A 15,421-nucleotide genomic window follows, 5' to 3' on the forward strand; every position below is an offset into this window, starting at 1 on the left:
ACCCCATCTGTTGGGATGCGGGTAAAACTGGCATGAAATGGCCGAACCCTATGCGGAGTTCTTTTGACCCTTCGAAGGGCAGGCCTTATATAGGCGCGGCATATCACTCGAGGTACTTGTGCTTAGGTTCATTTTTTCCTTCTTTGGAACGCTGTTTTCCTTCATCACCATCGGAATGGTGATGGGCGCTTTAATCGTGGGCGGCATCTTTTGGTTCTACAGCCGAGACCTGCCAAACCACGATGAACTGGTGAACTACGCCCCGAAAACCATCAGCCGAATCTATTCGGGCGAGGGCCGTTTGATGGACGAATTCGCGACAGAGCGTCGCCTGTTCGCCCCCATCGACGAAATTCCCGACGTTGTGAAACACGCGTTTATCTCGGCCGAGGACAAGAACTTCTATTCCCACCAAGGCTATGACGTACGCGGCATGGGGGCGGCCTTCATTCAGGCGGTGAAGACCCGCGGGCAAAGCCTTCGCGGCGCCTCGACCATTCCGCAGCAGGTGGCGAAGATCTCGTTCCTTGGCAGCGAACGCACGGCAGAGCGGAAGATCAAAGAGATCATTCTGGCGAGCCGGATGGTAACCTCGCTTGGTCGCGAAAAGGTGCTAGAGATTTATCTGAACGACATCGACCTTGGTGTCCGCAGCTTCGGTGTTCGCGCAGCGGCCCAGAGCTATTTCAACAAAACGCTGGATCAGCTGGAATTGCACGAGGCCGCATTCCTCGCGGTTCATCCGAAAGCGCCCTACAGCTATCGCCCCGATCGTGAGAGCGAATATCAGAAAGCGTTCGATCGCCGGAACTTCGTTCTGCGCGAGATGAAAGAGAATGGCTATGTCACAGAAGAGGCCTATGAAGCGGCCAGAGCCGAACCCATTGTCACTGTGCAGACGGGGGACTTCCCACCGTTCCGTGACAGCCTGCCGACGCGCGATTACTTTACCGATGAAATCCGCCGACAGCTAAGCCAGGACTTTGGCGAAAGCCAGTTCTTCGAAGGCGGCCTGACCATCCGTGCGACCGTAGACCCGGAATTGCAGGTCGAGGCCGCGATGGCTCTGCGTAAAGGGCTGGAAGAATATGACCGAGAGCAGGGCGTCTGGCGCCCCACCGGCCTGACCATCCCCGCCGATCAACTAGGTGACGAAGAGGCGTGGCGTGCCGCTCTGGCCGCCGTCGACACGCCGCGCGACATTCAGGAATGGCGCCCGGCTGTTGTTCTGGAAGTTGGCCAAAACAGCGCTCGGATCGGCATCGAAAATGTAGAGAACGACGAAGACGGCCACTGGATTTCCCCCAAGGATGTGACATGGGCCCGCAAGCAACTTGAAAACGGAGAGTTGGGTCGTAAAGCCAAAGTCGCAGGTGACCTGCTGGCAGTCGGCGAGGTCGTGTATGTCACAGCGCTAAAAGACAAGGACGGTGCGTTTGATCGTTGGTCGCTGCGCCAGATTCCCGAAATTCAAGGCGGCTTCGTCGCGATGGACGTGAACACCGGACGTGTTTTGGCGATGCAGGGCGGGTTCTCGTATCAGCACTCGGTCTTCAATCGCGCGACCCAGGCAGAGCGTCAGCCGGGCTCTAGTTTCAAACCCTTTGTCTATGCCGCCGCTTTGGACAGTGGCTTCACACCAGCGACTGTTATCATCGACGCGCCGATCGAAATCGACGACGGGTCCGGTGACATTTGGCGACCCAAGAATGCGTCGAACAAGTTCTACGGCCCTGCGCCACTTCGTACCGGGATCGAATATTCGCGCAACCTGATGACTGTCCGTTTGGCACAGGAAATCGGGATGGACACTGTTGCGGGTTACGCGGAACGCTTTGGCGTGTACGATCGGATGGGTCGCTATCTGGCGAACTCTCTTGGGTCCGAAGTCACGTCGCTTTACCGTATGGTCTCGGCCTATGCGATGTTTGCAAACGGCGGCGAGCGGGTAGAGCCAACTCTGGTCGACCGTGTTCAGGACCGCTATGGCAACACAATTTATCGCCACGACCAACGCAAGTGCGTCAACTGCGACGAACCCGATCTGCGCGACGGTCAGGCCCCGTGGATCGACAGCAACCGCACGCGCGTGATGAACGCGATCACTGCCTATCAGCTGACCTCGATGATGAAGGGCGTGGTAGAGCGTGGGACAGCCGCAGGCCGGGTCAAGCTTGGTGTGCCGACGGCTGGCAAGACCGGTACCACCAATGATGCGCGTGACGTCTGGTTCGTCGGGTTTACTTCGAACATCGTAGCAGGCTGCTACATGGGCTATGACATTCCCAAGCCGCTTGGACGCGGGGCAGGGGGTGGCCGTATGTGCGCGCCTGTCTTCAACGACTTCATGCAGAAAGCGACCGAGAAATACGGTGGTGGCCCGTTCGAAGTGCCTCCGGGCGGTCATTTCATCAAGATCGACCGTTTCTCGGGGGAGCGCCTATCGCCTGACGCAAGTGGCCCGGACGTGGTGGCAGAGTATTTCCGAGGTGGGGAAGAGCCTATCTTTGGCATGAGCGCCCTAATCGACGGCGGCTTTGCCATGGGCTCGAACCTGCCGCTCTTTACCCCGGAAGAACTGGGCTCTGTTGGTCGCGGCCCTGAGGTCGACGCCGAGGGCAAGCCGGTCGAGGGGCAAGAGAACCTCCCGCAGCCCAACGCCAGCTTCGGAACCTTGTCGGCAGGCGGGCTTTACTAAGCTTGCCCGTCCCGGCCCAAGCCGCTATCCACGCAGAACCACAAATCAAAGCAAGAGTGCCCCATGCGCGCCGAAATCCAAAATATCTCTGAAGCTGTTCGAAAGTCGCTGGACCTGCTGGCGCAGCGTATGGATTGGGAAACCGCAGAGCATCGACTGGAAGAGTTCAACGCGATGTCGGAAGACCCCGACCTGTGGAACGACCCGGCCAAGGCACAGAAGCTGATGCGCGAACGTCAGGCGCTGGTGGATGCAATCGACACCTACAAGTCGATCAAGCAAGAGCTGGAAGACAATATCGAGCTGATCGAACTTGGCGAAATGGAAGACGACCAAGAGGTCGTTAAAGAAGCCGAAGACGCGATTAAGGCCCTGCAGGAACGTGCAGCGGCCAAAGAACTGGAAGCGCTGCTGAACGGCGAGGCCGACAGCAACGATACCTTCTTGGAAATCAACTCAGGCGCGGGCGGCACCGAAAGCTGCGACTGGGCCTCGATGTTGGCGCGGATGTATGTCCGTTGGGCCGAGAAGAAGGGCTATGAGGTCGAGCTGCAGTCGGAAACCGCGGGCGAAGAGGCAGGCATCAAGTCGGCCTGCTACAAGATTTCGGGTCACAATGCCTATGGCTGGCTGAAGTCGGAAAGCGGTGTTCATCGTCTGGTGCGCATCTCTCCCTATGACAGTTCGGCGCGCCGCCATACCTCGTTCAGCTCTGTCTGGGTGTACCCGGTTGTCGACGACAATATCGAGATCGAAGTGAACCCTGCTGACATCCGCATCGACACCTACCGGTCGTCCGGTGCTGGCGGTCAGCACGTGAACACCACCGACTCGGCGGTGCGGATCACCCACGCCCCGACGGGCATTGTTGTGACCAGCTCTGAGAAGTCGCAGCACCAGAACCGTGACATCGCCATGAAGGCCCTGAAGTCGCGCCTGTACCAGCTGGAGCTGGATCGCCGTAATGCCGCGATCAACGAGGCGCATGAAAACAAGGGTGACGCGGGCTGGGGTAACCAGATCCGGTCTTATGTTCTGCAGCCCTACCAGATGGTGAAAGACCTTCGGACAAATGTCGAGACTTCGGACACCTCGGGTGTGCTGGACGGCGATCTGGACAAGTTCATGGCCGCAACTCTGGCGCAAGACGTGGCGGGCAAGTCGCGTGCGGATGCGCAAGCGGAAGACTGACCGGCTAAACCATTGACATGATGTATCTTTGGCTGCTCTGATCGTGTGTGGAAACGCGCGGTTTTGGGAGGAGCCGCATGAGTGATACCTCGACGCAGCCTGGGCAATCTGTGCCACAGGTCGCGCGTATCAATATGAAAGACATTCGGGACGTTTTGGCCCTGGGCTTGCGCGACTTTCGGGCCGCGCCCCAGTTTGGTGCGTTCTTCAGCATGGTCTATGTGCTGGGCGGAATTGGCTTGGTGGCCCTTGGCGCCGGCACCATGACTTGGACCTTGGTGCTTAGTCTTGGGTTTCCGCTGATTGCGCCCTTCGCTGCCGTCGGCCTGTACGAGGTCAGCCGCAGGCTGGAGGCAGGGCAGCCATTGGACTGGCGCAGTGTCCTAGGGGTCGTATTGGCAGAGCGTAAGCGGCAGGTCCCATGGATCGGTGCGATCATCGTCATCGCTTTCCTGTTCTGGACCTTTCTGGCTCATATGATCTTTGCCCTTTTCATGGGGCTGTCTGCGATCACCAATATCTCGTCTTCCTATGAGGCGTTCCTGACCACGAATGGCCTGACCATGCTTGGGGTCGAGGCTATCGTCGGCTTTGCCTTCGCGCTTTTCATGTTCTGTATTGCCGTTGTCAGCCTGCCTCTGGCGCTGGACCGAGAGATCGACTTCGTCACCGCCATGCTGACCAGTATCAAAGTGGTCAAAGGGAATTTCCCGATCATGTTTGTCTGGGCCGTCGTGATTGCAGGATGCGTTCTGATTTCGATGATCCCGATATTCTTAGGCTTGTTTCTTAGCCTGCCGGTTCTGGGACATGCCAGCTGGCATATGTACCGACGCGCCCTGAAATAATCTTCTACAGGGGCAGTCGTCATAACTCGGGTGAGATAGGAGGTCGTCAAGATGTGCTGGAGCGAAGGAGCATCCCTTGCGATGGTCGGTATCGGCACCGTGGCGACAGTCGTGGCCCTCCGCCGAGGAGAACCGCGTGCCATACCTGCAGCACTGGGTTATTTTACCTTTATGGAGGCGCTTCAAGCGGCGGGCTATCAGGTGTTGAACGAATGTGGGGCAGTGGGAAACCAGACCGTCACCTTACTGTCTTATCTTCACATTGCGTTACAGCCGATTTTCATCAACGCTTTTGCAATGGCGATCACGCCGATTGGCGTGTCACAGGCTATGCGCCGTCGAGTATACCTGCTGTCGGCTTTAGCCTCTGCTTTCCTACTGTTGCGTCTGGTTCCGTTGGACTTTTGGGGTCCGTGTAAAGAAGGACAGGTTTTGTGCGCCCGCCAGTTCTGTACAGTCGCTGGCAACTGGCATTTGGGTTGGCAGGTGCCGCTGAACGATTTATGGGGTGCATTGATCGGACCTGTGTCCAAGGTTATCCAGTTCCCGGACTACTTGCTCGCGGTGTTCGTTTTGCCGCTTTTCTACGGGGCTTGGCGGTTCGTTGTATTTCACGCCGCTGTCGGACCATTGCTTGCGATGATCCTGACCGACAATCCGTTTGAGATGCCAGCGATTTGGTGCCTTTTCTCAATCGGGATTGTGCTTGGGGGAACAAGCTCGATCTTCAGGCAAAAAGTTTTTCAGGGACGGACTGTTTAAGCCGAAAACCAAAAGGGCACCGCGAACGGTGCCCTTTCAGATAATTTTTTGTGTAGAAGCTGATCAGGCTTTAGCGGCAGCTACGGCCGGCTTGGCGCCACCGTTGCTAAGCGGGTCGTCCTGACGCTGAACCGAACCTTCGAAATGCGCGCCGCTTTCGATGGCGATCGTTTTGTGGATGATGTCGCCTTCGACTTTCGCGGTCGATGTCAGGCGTACTTTCAAGCCACGTACACGACCGATAACGCGGCCATTCACAACCACGTCGTCCGCAACAACTTCGCCTTTGACAGTGGCGCCTTCGCCAACGGTCAGCAGGTGCGCGCGGATGTCACCTTCGACAACGCCTTCAACTTGGATGTCACCGGTAGTCTTCAGGTTGCCGGTGATAGTCAGGTCAGAAGACAGCACAGATGCCGGGGGTTTGGCTTTGGGTGCTGCGGGCGCTGCGGGTGCGGGTTTGTTCATAGTTGCTTTTTCCGGTGCTTTGTTTGCTTCGGGTTCACCGGCCTTTTTGGGGCCCGGCTCGTTGATTTTACTCTTAGAAAACATCTCTGGCTGCCTTGATGTAGTTCATCGGATTTACGGCCTTCCCATCCACACGCACTTCATAGTGCAAATGCGTGCCGGTAGAACGCCCAGAATTTCCCATAGCACCAATTCGGTCTCCGCGTGAAACTCTTTGTCCGACTTTGACGTGAATTTTCGACATATGCGCATAGCGCGTTTCGATACCGAACTCGTGCTGAATCTTTACCAACCGACCGTACCCCGAGGACCATCCGGCATGAATCACAACGCCATCAGCGGTGGAATGGATCGGAGTGCCATAAGAGGCGGCGAAGTCGGTACCTTTGTGCATCCGTCCCCAACGCGGACCATAACCGCTGGTGAAACGGAAGGCCGATTTGACCGGTACGGCAAAGGGCGTCTTCTCGGCGGCGATGCGATACATGTTCAGCCGATCAAGGTTTGTCAGGATCGCATTGGCGCGGATCTGTTCAGCGCTTTCAATGCCACCTTTCGTGGAGACCGTGATTGGGGTCAGGGGGCCGCCCACGCCGCTATAGCCGCTGCGGACCTGGTTCAGAAGGTTCTCGGTCGAAAGGCCTGCTTTCTCGAACATCTTGTCCAGCGGCTCGACCGAGACGGTCAGCGCGTCTTCCAACTGTTCAAAGATACGGCCCGTGCGCTCTTCTGTCAGCCTGCGGTCCAGTTCCAGTGCGTCGGCCCGTTCCATTGCCAAAGCGGCATCGGTCGCAATCAGGTCGCGCTCGGCAGCGGTTTGCTGCAGGGCGCCCGAAATGAATTGAAGTGTGTTCGACAGCTGCTCTGCCTGAGCGACGGCTTGGCCGTCTGCCGATTCCAGATTGTCCAGCTTGGCGCGGATCGCTTTGGTTTCGGCGCGCGCCGTATCCCGATCTGCAATCGCGGCGCTAAGTGACAGGCGCATGGCTTCAAGACCGGATTCCAACTCGCGGCGCTGTTCCTCTAGCGCCAGAAGCTCGGATTGCATCTTCGAAACTTCGGCCAGCGCGACGTTGAAACGTTCTTGCGCGGCTTGCGCCTCTTGCTGGCGCAGATCGCGATCACTGGCCAGCGCGTCAAGGCGCTGTTGATAGATGGCTTGCTCTTGCTGCGTGCGTTCACGCAGGTTCCCGGCGCCGATGGATTCCATCAGCATCACGGCAGCCGACAAGATCGCAAACGCCACGACGACAGTGCTTCCGCCCAAAGCAATAAGCTGGGTCAGTGGCCGAAGTCGGACAAAGCGCGTTTCCGTGTCGGTGCGCAAAAATAGCCGCTGTTCTGGCAGCAAGCGTTCAAGACTGTTGTTTAGACGGTCAGCAATACGTTTTGGCACGTTTTTTTGTAACCTTTCCCCATCGTGACCGCGCCTCCCACCGCACGGTCCCGAACTGATTACTCAGACTGAGGCGCTCACGCAAGAAATATGAACAAATAGTATATCCTTCGCGGATTCGTGCCGAGTGGCCCTGACTAGCCCTTAGGCTGGTCAGAAAGCGGCCAATAGAAGTCCGGCGGCAACCCGGCCTCGGCCCGTTTTTCCTCGTTGAAGGGCGGCTTCAGAGAGCCGGGGAAGTACTTGCGCACCAACTCGTGAAACGCGTCCTTAGGGTCATGATTGTCCCGCCCGCAGAGGAAGTGAAACCATTTCGACCCATAGGCGACATGGCCGACTTCTTCGGCATAGATCACTTTCAGCGCATCGACCACGCTGTCCAGCTTGGCCTTTTCGAACAGGGTGATCATGTTGGGGGTCACGTCCAGTCCGCGCGCCTCTAGCACCATGGGAACAACAGCAAGGCGGCCCATAAGATCATCCGCCGTGTCCTCGGCGGCGCGCCACATGCCTGCGTGCGCTGGCAGGTCGCCATAAAAGCTGCCTAGACCTTCCAGACAGTCGCAAACAAGGTTGAAATGCTTGGATTCCTCGTCCGCTGATTTGACCCAGTCGTCGTAAAAGCCGGGGGGCATCGGTACATGGCCAAAGCGTGCGATGATGTCCCAATGCAGGTCAACGGCGTTCAGTTCGATATGCGCAACGGCGTGAAGAATGGCCAGACGGCCCTTTTCGGACCCCGGCTTGCGGCGCGGCACATCGCGGGGATCCAGCAATTCGGGCTTTTCGGGCCGGGCAGGGAAGTCGGGTGGCGTGGCAGTTCCCACAGGCAGCATGTTGCCAGCCTTGCGCGCAGCAAACCATTCGGCGGCGTATTTGTGGGACAGGGCGGTTTTTTCGCGGCCATCGGCGGTCGATAGAACCTCGACCGCCATTTGCGTCAGGGTCTTCTCGCTCACAGGGACTGTACCGCTTCCAGAACTTCCTCGGCGTGGCCGGGTACCTTCACCTTGCGCCAGACCTTGGCGATGGTTCCATCAGCAGCGACCAAAAAGGTCGAGCGTTCGATGCCAAGGTGGGTCTTGCCATACATGCTTTTCTCTACCCAGACGCCATAGTCTTCACACATAGTGCTGTCGGCATCCGACAAAAGCGCGACCTCTAGCCCGTGCTTGGCGCGGAAGTTCTCGTGCTTTTTGATTGAGTCCTTAGAGATGCCGAAAACCTTCGCCCCGGCCTTTTCGAACTCTGGCAGAAGGCCGGTGAAGGCAATCGCCTCGTTGGTGCAGCCGGGGGTGTTGTCGCGCGGATAAAAGAACAGGACCACCGGCGCGCCCGCCAGATCGGACAGGCTAACAGGGTCGCCTCCATCCTGTGGCAGGGTGAAATTAGGTGCTTTTTCGCCGATGTCGGGCATTGGGCTTCCTCCAAGAAATTGCGGAACAGTCTGGACTTGCTGTTCCTTCGGCGGGAAGATAACGCCAGCTTCGGCAGAGGCAAGAGCACCCCAGCAATGGGCAACAAGATGAACGACACTCAGGAAGAGTCCAAACGCAAGACCCGATTGCACCGCTTTGAGTGGGGTGTAAGCCTGTTGTTGGTCTTGGCGGTTATTGTCGGTGCCATATACTTGTCGTTCACTGGCCGGATGGTGGCGATGCCGTGGCGCGTCACCGATTGGGTCGAGGACCGGTTGAACGAGCGTATCGCGCCGCTGCGGGTCAACCTTGCCCAGACAGCCGTCTTCCTGACCCGAACGGGCGAACCCCGCGTTTTGCTAAACGGTGTCGATTTCTATGATGCGGCCGATCAGCAGGTGGCCTCGTTACGTCAGGTGACGGCCACGCTACGGGGGCGCAGCCTGTTCACGGATGCGCCGATATTGCGTCATGTGGCCATTCAGGACGCACAGGCGGTATTGCGTCGCGACTTTAACGGACAATTGGCCATCGTGTTCGGCGAAGCCCGCCAAAGCGTTGGACGAGGGGCCACCCTTGTCGAGGTGTTGGACCAGATCGACGCCGTCTTTGCTGGCCCCTTGTTGACCGCCGTGGAAAGCATCGCGGTCGAACAGCTTAGCCTTTGGTACACAGATGATCGCAGCGGTCGGTCGTGGCTGGTGGACGACGGGCTGATGACCTTGGAGCAGACCGAGAAAGATCTGTCGCTGCAGGTCTTCTTCTCGGTTCTGAATGGGATGAGTGTCCCCGCCGAAGTCGCGATGAGTTTTGGCACAATGAAGGGGTCGCTGGCCTCGCGGCTGTCGGTCAGTTTCAGTGATGTGCCCTCGGTTGATCTGGCAGCCCAATCAGCGGCCCTTGCGTTTCTGTCAGTGATTGATGCGCCGATCTCGGGCGCGATGCGCACCGGGGTCGATGAAGAGGGCAATCTGACCCCGCTGAACGCCGCTTTGGAAATTGATCGCGGCGCCTTACGTCCGCTGGAAAGTGTCCCGCCGATCCAGTTCGAGCGTGGCCGCAGCTTTTTCAGCTATGACCCGCTGGAGAAGCGGTTCCAACTTAGCTCTCTAGAGGTCGACACAGAGGGGTTGCAGTTACGCGCCGAAGGGCAGGGGTTTCTTGGAGGCCTTGTAGACGGCTGGCCAACCTCTCTTGTCCTGCAAACGGGCTTTAGTCGGATCGCGCTGGACCCAGAAGGCGTGTTCGAAACCCCGGTGGTATTCGACAAAGGAGCCATGGACCTGAAGATCGATCTTGATCCGTTCAAGGTGCATTTGGGACAGCTGGCCTTGGTCGGCCCCACTGGTGAAGCCTATCACGCCTCCGGAGAGGTCGAGGCGCGTCCCGATGGCTGGCGCGTCGCTGTAGATGCTCAAGTCGAACAGACCGACCGGGACCGCGTGCTGGCCTTCTGGCCGCTTAACGCTGTGCCAAGGACACGTGAATGGCTAGAGACCAACATCTTTGGCGGCTCGTTCTCGGATGTGAACGCGGCACTTCGGCTGGTTCCCGACAAAGAGCCAGTGATCTCTTTGACCTTCGATTTTTCGGACGCGGATGTGCGGTTCATGAAGTATATGCCGCGCGCCAGGGACGGGTCCGGCTATGCCTCTATCAATGACAATAAGTTCACGCTGGTGGTGGACGAGGCAACCGTGACGCCACCCATTGGCGGTGATCTTAGCGCCGCGGGAACGGTTTTTCAGATCAAGGACATTCGGCAAAAACACCCTCCTACACAGATTAACGTACGAAGTGAGGGGCCGTTGTCAGCGACACTTTCGCTGCTGGATCAGCGACCGCTCAATATAATGCAGAAAGCCAATCTGCCTGTCGATTTGGCGCAGGGGAGTGCGGTATCCGAAACTCAAATCGACATGATCCTCAGGAAGGGCGTGCAAACTGAAGATATTAAATTCGAAACCAAGGGAACCCTTCTTTCCGTCGATACGGATAAGCTGGTCAAAGGGCGTCGGCTGCAGGCCGAACGACTGGACCTTACGGCGAATAATGACCGGATAGAGATATCTGGTCTTGGGACCATTGATGGCGTTGGGTTGCGCGCGGCATGGGGCCAAACGATTGGACCAGATCGCGATGGGGGCAGCCAGTTGTCAGGGCGGGTCAGCATCACGCCCGAGGCTTTAAAGACGTTCAATATCGCTCTGCCAGAAGGCAGCGTCTCTGGCCGCGGTGTGGGGTTGCTGGAATTGAACCTGCCCAAGGGCGCGCCTGCCAGTTTTCAGATGACCTCTGACCTTGATGGGCTTGCTCTGCGCCTGCCACAGCTGAACTGGTCCAGCCCTGCCGCCGCGACCGGCTCGCTTGAGGTCGCTGGTACGCTGGGACAACCCGCTCAGGTCGATCGGTTAAGACTGGACGCCTCGGGCCTGAAGCTGGAAGGCTCTGTAAACCTAAATGAAGATGGAACGCTGGATACCGTCAAGCTTGACCGGGTCCGGCTTGGCGGTTGGCTGGATGCACCGGTCACGCTTCGTGGCCGTGGCGCAGGGGGCAGCCCGGCGGTGTCTATCACCGGCGGTCTGGTCGACTTGCGTAACCTTCCCAAAAGCAATGGGGCAGGGGGTGGGTCCGGCGGAGAACCGATTGATGTGGCCCTTGACCGCCTGCAGATTTCCGATGGGCTATACCTTGGCGCGGTCCGCGGGGAATTGGTGCCCCAGTCCCGGATGAGTGGACAGTTTTCCGGCCTGGTGAACGGAGCCGCCCCGATCCGTGCGGCCCTGATCCCGGCGCAAAATGGCAGCGCGATCCGCGTGCGTTCGGACAACGCTGGCGAAGTGATGCGTGCAGCAGGTGTTCTGCAAAACGCGAATGGCGGGGAGATGGACCTGATCCTGAACCCCTTGCCCGAAGATGGGTTCTACAATGGCAATATGTCCGTGGACGGCCCGATCCGGGTCAAGGACGCCTCGGCGCTTGCTGAACTGCTTAGCGCGCTGTCGATCGTGGGCCTTCTGGAAATGTTGGACGGTGAGGGCCTGTCCTTTGCGGATTTGAATGTCGACTTCCTCTTGACCCCCAATGCGTTGCAGATCACATCAGCCGCGGCGACCGGACCGTCTCTTGGGATCTCGGCCGCCGGTGTCTTTGATATGGGCAACAAGCGTATGGATATTCAGGGCGTGATCTCGCCGATTTACATGTTCAATGCCGTCGGCAGCATCTTCCGCCGGGGCGAGGGGCTGTTTGGCTTCAACTATCGCATGAAGGGCGATCCCGCCGATCCGAAAATCTCGGTCAACCCACTGTCGATCCTGACCCCGGGCATGTTCCGAGAACTCTTCCGCCGCCCACCGCCACAGGTTGCCCAATGAAACTGTCCGATTTCGATTTTGACCTGCCGGAAGAGCTGATCGCCACCCGGCCCGCGAACCCGCGTACCTCGGCCCGGCTTTTGCACGCCGAAAGCGGTTCCATTGTGGATCGGAACGTCTTTGATCTGCCGCAGATCCTGCGACCGGGTGACCGACTGATCCTGAACAATACCAAGGTCATTCCTGCGCGCCTGTTTGGTCACCGACTGCGTGAAACCCCCGAGGGTCAGGTTTCGGCCAAGGTCGAGATCACTTTGTTAGAGCCTCAGGCCGATGGCAGCTGGAAAGCGCTGGCCAAACCGCTGCGCAAACTGCGCGAGGGTGAGGTGGTAACCTTCTCTGACGACTTGTCAGCCACCGTCACCGCCAAGGAAGAAGGAGAGCTGCGCTTGACCTTCAATCTGGCAGGCGACGATTTCGACGCGGCCTTGGCAGAGGTGGGCGCCATGCCGCTGCCGCCCTATATCGCCGCCAAGCGTGCAGCAGATGCTCGGGACAAGACGGACTACCAGACCGTTTTCGCTCGTCATTCCGGGGCAGTGGCCGCACCGACCGCGTCGCTGCACTTCGACCGCGCGCTTCTGGAAACGCTCGCTGATATGGGGGTCACCTTTACCGAGGTCACGCTGCATGTAGGCGCAGGCACCTTCCTGCCGGTCAAGGTCGACGATGTGACCAAGCACAAGATGCATGCCGAATGGGGGCAGGTCACGGCCGAGGCGGCCGACCAGATCAACCAGACCCGGGCTGAAGGCGGGCGCGTCATTCCCGTCGGCACCACGGCCCTGCGTCTGATTGAAAGCGCCGCAGAGCCCTCGGGCCCGATGAAGCCATGGCAGGGTGAAACGGATATCTTCATCCGCCCGGGCTATCAGTTCCGCGTCACCGATGGATTGATGACCAATTTTCATCTTCCGAAGTCCACCTTGATGATGCTGGTCTCGGCCCTGATGGGGGTGGACGAGGTCAAGGAAATCTACGCGCATGCCATCGCTGACGGCTATCGGTTCTTCAGCTACGGGGATTCCTCGCTTCTAATTCCCGCCAACTAGGTGCTTTTCCTACAAAAAATGCTGGACGTGACCCACTTTTCTGCGTGAAGGTAAGCTTACAGAGCAGAAAAAGGGCCACGCGCCCAGAAGCCGCGATTGGCCCCGTAAAACGGAGGCCCAAGCTATGGACCCGCAAGAGGTAATCGACTTTTGGGTAAAGGACGTCGGACCCAAAGGTTGGTACGAGCAATCCGACGAACTTGATCAGACAATTCGCGATCGTTTCATGGACGTCTGGGAATGCGCCAGAGACGGCAAGCTGCATGGATGGCTGGCATCCGCAGAAGGGATCTTGGCCTATTTGATCGTCACGGACCAATTTCCAAGAAACATGTTCCGAAATGATCCCCGGGCGTTTTCCACCGACCGCCTCGCACGTGCCGCAGCGAAGCAGGCCGTCGATCAGGACTTTGACATGCGTGTCGCGGAACCGGAACGGCAGTTCTTCTATCTGCCGATGATGCATTCGGAATGCCTGACAGATCAGGATCGCTGCGTGCGCCTTATGATGCTTGGCATGTCCGCTGATAGCAGCGTGCTGCACGCACGGGCCCATCGAGAGATCATTCGCAAGTTCGGGCGGTTTCCTTACAGAAATGAGGCTTTGTCCAGAAATAGCTCTGAAGAAGAGTTGGCGTTTATAAATCAAGGAGGCTACGGCGCGATCGTTCGTGAATTACAGGCAGCGGCATAGCTATGCGCAGCAAGCATTTCGGGATTGCGCCCGAAAACCGGTTTAGGATTGAACCAAGCGTTGATGCAAATCGAAATATAGTTTAATGCCAAACTAATTTCGGACGGAGGACGATAAATGGCTGGCAATTCTTACGATGTTGTTGTGATTGGCGCAGGACCGGGCGGCTATGTGGCTGCGATCCGTGCGGCGCAACTGGGGCTGAAAACCGCTGTGGTCGAACGTGAACACCTTGGTGGGATCTGTCTGAACTGGGGGTGCATCCCGACCAAAGCGTTGCTGCGCTCGTCCGAGGTCTTCCACCTGATGCATCGTGCAAAAGAATTCGGCCTGAAAGCCGACGGGATCGGCTATGATCTGGACGCCGTCGTCAAACGTTCTCGTGGTGTTGCGGGCCAGCTGTCTGGCGGCATTGGCCACCTGCTGAAGAAAAACAAGATCACCGTTGTCATGGGCGAAGCGACCATCCCTGCGAAGGGCAAGGTCAGCGTCAAGACCGACAAAGGCACCGAAGAACTAACCGCCAAGAATATCGTTCTGGCCACCGGCGCGCGTGCTCGGGAACTGCCGGGTCTGGAAGCCGACGGCGATCTGGTTTGGACTTACAAACACGCTCTGCAGCCGCCACGCATGCCGAAGAAACTTCTGGTTATCGGGTCTGGCGCCATCGGCATCGAATTCGCCAGCTTCTACAACACGCTTGGCGCCGACACGACCGTGGTCGAGGTAATGGACCGCGTTCTGCCGGTGGAAGACGCCGAAATTAGCGCCTTCGCCAAGAAAGCCTTCGTCAAACAAGGCATGAAGATCATGGAAAAAGCCATGGTCAAGCAGCTGGATCGCGCCAAGGGCAAGGTCACCGCGCACATTGAAGTGGGCGGCAAGGTCGAGAAGCAAGAGTTTGACACCGTGATCTCGGCCGTGGGCATCGTTGGCAACGTCGAAGGTCTGGGTCTGGAGGAGCTGGGCGTCAAGATCGACCGCACCCACGTTATCACTGACGAATTCTGCCGCACCGGTGTTGATGGCCTCTATGCCATCGGCGACATCGCAGGCGCACCGTGGCTGGCCCACAAAGCCTCGCATGAAGGTGTCATGGTCGCTGACCTGATCGCCGGCAAACACGCCCACCCGGTTAAGCCCGAAAGCATCGCCGGCTGCACCTACTGCCACCCGCAGGTCGCTAGCGTCGGTTACACCGAGGCGAAGGCCAAGGAACTGGGCTACGACATCAAAGTTGGTCGCTTCCCCTTCATCGGCAACGGAAAAGCGATTGCCTTGGGTGAACCCGAAGGCATGATCAAAACCGTCTTTGACGCCAAAACTGGTGAACTACTTGGTGCCCACATGGTTGGTGCCGAAGTGACCGAGATGATCCAGGGCTACGTCGTTGGGCGCCAACTGGAAACCACCGAGGAAGATCTGATGAACACCGTCTTCCCGCACCCGACCTTGTCGGAAATGATGCACGAAAGCGTTCTGGACGCCTTCGACCGCGTCATCCATATGTAAGA

At 58.1% G+C, this 15,421-nt stretch carries 12 protein-coding genes; 8 read left to right on the forward strand and 4 right to left on the reverse strand.

Features of this window, described 5'->3' with window-relative positions; all coding sequences use genetic code 11:
- The first annotated feature begins 118 nt into the window (after positions 1-118).
- From CLM58_RS11435 to CLM58_RS11450, 4 genes are all read left to right on the forward strand, one after another.
- Positions 119-2,698, forward strand: a complete 2,580-nt coding sequence (locus CLM58_RS11435; protein ID WP_095596050.1) for a penicillin-binding protein 1A — start codon at positions 119-121, stop codon at positions 2,696-2,698.
- A gap of 63 nt (positions 2,699-2,761) precedes the next feature.
- Positions 2,762-3,889 carry a peptide chain release factor 2 gene (gene prfB / locus CLM58_RS11440; protein ID WP_095596051.1) on the forward strand — a complete coding sequence of 376 codons (1,128 nt, stop codon included), beginning with the start codon at positions 2,762-2,764 and terminating at the stop codon, positions 3,887-3,889.
- A 77-nt stretch (positions 3,890-3,966) separates the two neighbouring features.
- A complete protein-coding gene (locus CLM58_RS11445) occupies positions 3,967-4,737 on the forward strand; it encodes a DUF2189 domain-containing protein (RefSeq protein ID WP_095596052.1) in 771 nt (256 codons plus the stop codon).
- Positions 4,738-4,788: 51 nt separating this feature from the next.
- Positions 4,789-5,499: a DUF5765 domain-containing protein gene (locus CLM58_RS11450; protein ID WP_095596053.1), complete on the forward strand. Its 711-nt coding sequence runs from the start codon at positions 4,789-4,791 to the stop codon at positions 5,497-5,499.
- A 63-nt stretch (positions 5,500-5,562) separates the two neighbouring features.
- Here CLM58_RS11450 and CLM58_RS11455 read toward each other — a convergent pair whose 3' ends face one another.
- The 4 genes from CLM58_RS11455 to CLM58_RS11470 all read right to left on the reverse strand — a co-directional run bounded on the left by CLM58_RS11455 (position 5,563) and on the right by CLM58_RS11470 (position 8,780).
- The gene (locus CLM58_RS11455) at positions 5,563-6,051 is read right to left on the reverse strand and encodes a bactofilin family protein (protein WP_095596054.1); all 489 of its coding nucleotides are present in this window, start codon (positions 6,049-6,051) and stop codon (positions 5,563-5,565) included.
- Entirely contained in the window at positions 6,041-7,363 is a 1,323-nt protein-coding gene (locus CLM58_RS11460) for a M23 family metallopeptidase (RefSeq protein WP_095596055.1), read from the reverse strand. Before CLM58_RS11460 ends, CLM58_RS11455 begins: the two co-directional genes overlap by 11 nt.
- A 137-nt stretch (positions 7,364-7,500) precedes the next feature.
- Entirely contained in the window at positions 7,501-8,298 is a 798-nt protein-coding gene (locus tag CLM58_RS11465) for a ferritin-like domain-containing protein (RefSeq protein WP_095597074.1), read from the reverse strand.
- A gap of 20 nt (positions 8,299-8,318) precedes the next feature.
- Positions 8,319-8,780 (reverse strand): peroxiredoxin, encoded by a 462-nt coding sequence (locus CLM58_RS11470; RefSeq protein ID WP_095596056.1) that lies wholly within the window; start codon positions 8,778-8,780, stop codon positions 8,319-8,321.
- Positions 8,781-8,888: 108 nt separating this feature from the next.
- Between CLM58_RS11470 and CLM58_RS11475 the strand changes: the two genes are divergently transcribed.
- The 4 genes from CLM58_RS11475 to lpdA all read left to right on the forward strand — a co-directional run bounded on the left by CLM58_RS11475 (position 8,889) and on the right by lpdA (position 15,419).
- The gene (locus CLM58_RS11475; RefSeq protein ID WP_158221900.1) at positions 8,889-12,161 is read left to right on the forward strand and encodes a YhdP family protein; all 3,273 of its coding nucleotides are present in this window, start codon (positions 8,889-8,891) and stop codon (positions 12,159-12,161) included.
- Complete coding sequence (gene queA, locus CLM58_RS11480; RefSeq protein ID WP_095596058.1) at positions 12,158-13,213, forward strand: tRNA preQ1(34) S-adenosylmethionine ribosyltransferase-isomerase QueA; 1,056 nt, start codon at positions 12,158-12,160, stop codon at positions 13,211-13,213. The genes CLM58_RS11475 and queA overlap by 4 nt, the downstream gene beginning before the upstream one ends.
- Before the next feature lie 124 nt (positions 13,214-13,337).
- On the forward strand, positions 13,338-13,907 hold the full coding sequence (locus CLM58_RS11485) for a DUF924 family protein (RefSeq protein WP_095596059.1): 570 nt from the start codon (positions 13,338-13,340) through the stop codon (positions 13,905-13,907).
- Between the two features lie 117 nt (positions 13,908-14,024).
- The gene (gene lpdA / locus CLM58_RS11490) at positions 14,025-15,419 is read left to right on the forward strand and encodes a dihydrolipoyl dehydrogenase (protein ID WP_095596060.1); all 1,395 of its coding nucleotides are present in this window, start codon (positions 14,025-14,027) and stop codon (positions 15,417-15,419) included.
- Positions 15,420-15,421 lie beyond the last annotated feature (2 nt).

Origin of the sequence: Actibacterium pelagium (genome assembly GCF_002285415.1) — a bacterium.
GTDB lineage: Bacteria > Pseudomonadota > Alphaproteobacteria > Rhodobacterales > Rhodobacteraceae > Actibacterium_B > Actibacterium_B pelagium.